General features: G+C 62.7%; 1 protein-coding gene and 1 pseudogene. Both read right to left on the bottom strand.

All coding sequences use genetic code 11. From position 1 onward, the window contains the following. A pseudogene (locus tag DBR24_RS34370) lies at positions 1–243 on the bottom strand (lipopolysaccharide heptosyltransferase II); the annotation flags it as partial. Between the two features lie 307 nt (positions 244–550). After that, on the bottom strand, positions 551–2,342 hold a 1,792-nt coding region (gene glnE, locus DBR24_RS34365), incomplete at its 5' end, for a bifunctional [glutamate--ammonia ligase]-adenylyl-L-tyrosine phosphorylase/[glutamate--ammonia-ligase] adenylyltransferase (RefSeq protein WP_256591964.1).

Genomic DNA, 2,342 nt, shown 5'->3' with positions numbered 1-2,342 from the left:
ATCGTACTGGCCGGCCAGGGATTTGCCGATGCGCCGGCGCGTCGCCAATTCCAGCGCACCGTGGCCGAGCGGGAAGCTCAAGGCCTTGCGCACTTCGGGCATGCGCTCAAGGATAGGCCGGCTCCACTCGGGGGCCAGCACGTCGATTTGGCATTGCGGGTGGCGCTGCTTGAGACACTGAAACAGTGTCTGCGCCATCACCATGTCACCGACCCAACTGGGCCCAACGATCAGAATATTCATGTGGTTTCCATAAACGAACCGGGGAGGCATTTACGCCTCCCCGCCTCGATAATCACTGAGGGAGCGGCACTGCTTGCGATGGGTCATTACCTTCAACATGACTGTCGACTGTCACTCCACTATCGCGAGCAGGCTCGCTCCCACATGGTTTGTTCGTCCTGCTTCAGATCTACAGACACTGTAGATCCACTGTGGGAGCGAGCTCGCTCGCGAAGGGGCCATCACATCCGACATCGGTGTCGTCTGACACTCCGTCTTCGCGAGCAAGCTCGCCCCCACAGGGTATTGGGTGCTACACAAACCGGTTTCAGCTTAGCCCCAACTCTTTCCAGATCCGCAAAACCTGCCGGCGCTCGTCGGCAAACTGGTCTCCCGCAATCACTCCGGCGTCCTTCTGCAAGGCCTGCCGGTGGGCGGCGGAGCGGTAGGCCTTATAGGCCTCGCGCAACAGGCTGGCATCTTCGGCAGGCATCAGCCCTTCGTGTTCCAGCTCTTCCAGAATGCGGATGTTATCGGTCCAGCGCAGCAATGGCGGGTGGTTGTGCGACCACGCCAGGGCCGCGTATTGCACCATAAATTCAATATCGACGATACCTCCGGCGTCCTGCTTGAGGTCGAACGGCGCCGTGGCCTCGAAGGCATTGGCGGCAGTACCGGCCGCGGTGCCCTTGCTGCCGAGGTTGTCACGCATCTTCGCGCGCATCTCGCTGACTTCCTGTTGCAACTTCGCCAGATCCCGCGCCTTGCCCAAGACCTGCGCCCGGACTTTCTCGAACGCCTGGCCGACATCCTGACTGCCCACCAGCACCCGCGCGCGCACCAGGGCCTGATGCTCCCAGGTCCAGGCTTCATTTTCCTGATAGCGCTCGAACGCACCCAGCGAACTGACCAGCAACCCTGAGGCACCGGATGGCCGCAGGCGCATGTCCACCTCATAGAGCTGACCGGAGTTGGTCTGCGCCGTCAGCAGGTGAATGATCCGCTGGCCCAGCCGGGTAAAGAACTGCGCGCCATCAATCGGCTTCGGCCCGTCGGTTTCTGCCTGCGGATCGCCGTCATGGATGAACACCAGGTCAAGGTCCGAACCATGCCCCAGTTCCAGCCCGCCGACTTTCCCGTAACCGACAATGATGAAGCCGGGATCGCACAAAGTACCGTCGGTGCGCAGCGGCGTGCCGTACTTGGCCACGGTCTGGCGCCAGGCCAGCGCCAGCACTTGCTCGAGAATCGCTTCGGCCAGCCAGGTCAGGTAATCGCTGACTTTCATCAGCGGCAGACTGCCGGCGATTTCCGAGGCGGCGACGCGCAAGCGATGCGCGAGCTTGAAGTGACGCAGGGCTTCCATCTGCTGCTCGAGGTCGTCCTCGGGAATCCGCGTCAGGCGCTCGCGCAACTCGGCAGCCAGTTCTGGCGCCAGCGGTGGCTTGAACAGCCGGCCTTCGTTGAGCAGTTCATCGAGCAGCAGCGGGAAACGGGTGATCTGCTCGGCAATCCACGGGCTGGCCGCGCACAGCGTCAGCAAGCGTCGCAGGGCTCCGGGGTTTTCCGTCAGCAACACTAAATAAGCCGAGCGCCGGGCGACCGCTTCAACCAGCGGCAGTACACGCTCGAGCACCAGATCCGGATTGTCGTGCTCCACCGCCTGCGCAAGCAGACGCGGAATAAAGGCATCGAGCCGCTCACGGCCCAGACGCTGCATCGCCCGCAACTGCGGGCTGCTGCGCAAACTGGCGAGGGCTTTGAGGGCCTTGGTCGCATCAGCGAAACCGCCCTCCTCCAACTGCCGGCACGCCGCCTCTTCGTCCTGCGCCTCTTCCCACAGTGGCAGCCACTCGCCGCCTACCACCACCTCACAGCTGGCGCCTTCTTCCTCATCGGGGTCGGCAATCACTTGCGCGAAATGCCAGGCCACGCGACCGCGCCAGAACATCAGCTTTTCGTGGAACGCCTCCCAGTCGGCAAATCCGAGCATGAACGCAATGCGTGCCTGATCCTGAGCGCCGTCCGGCAGCATCTGGGTCTGGCGGTCGGCAATCGCCTGAATCGCATGTTCGGTGTAGCGCAGGAATTCGTAGCCTTCGCGCAATTCGCTGATCACC

The sequence above is a fragment of the Pseudomonas sp. HMWF006 genome (assembly GCF_003061205.1).
Classification (GTDB): Bacteria; Pseudomonadota; Gammaproteobacteria; order Pseudomonadales; family Pseudomonadaceae; genus Aquipseudomonas; species Aquipseudomonas monsensis.
This window is presented reverse-complemented; position numbering and strand designations above follow the sequence as displayed.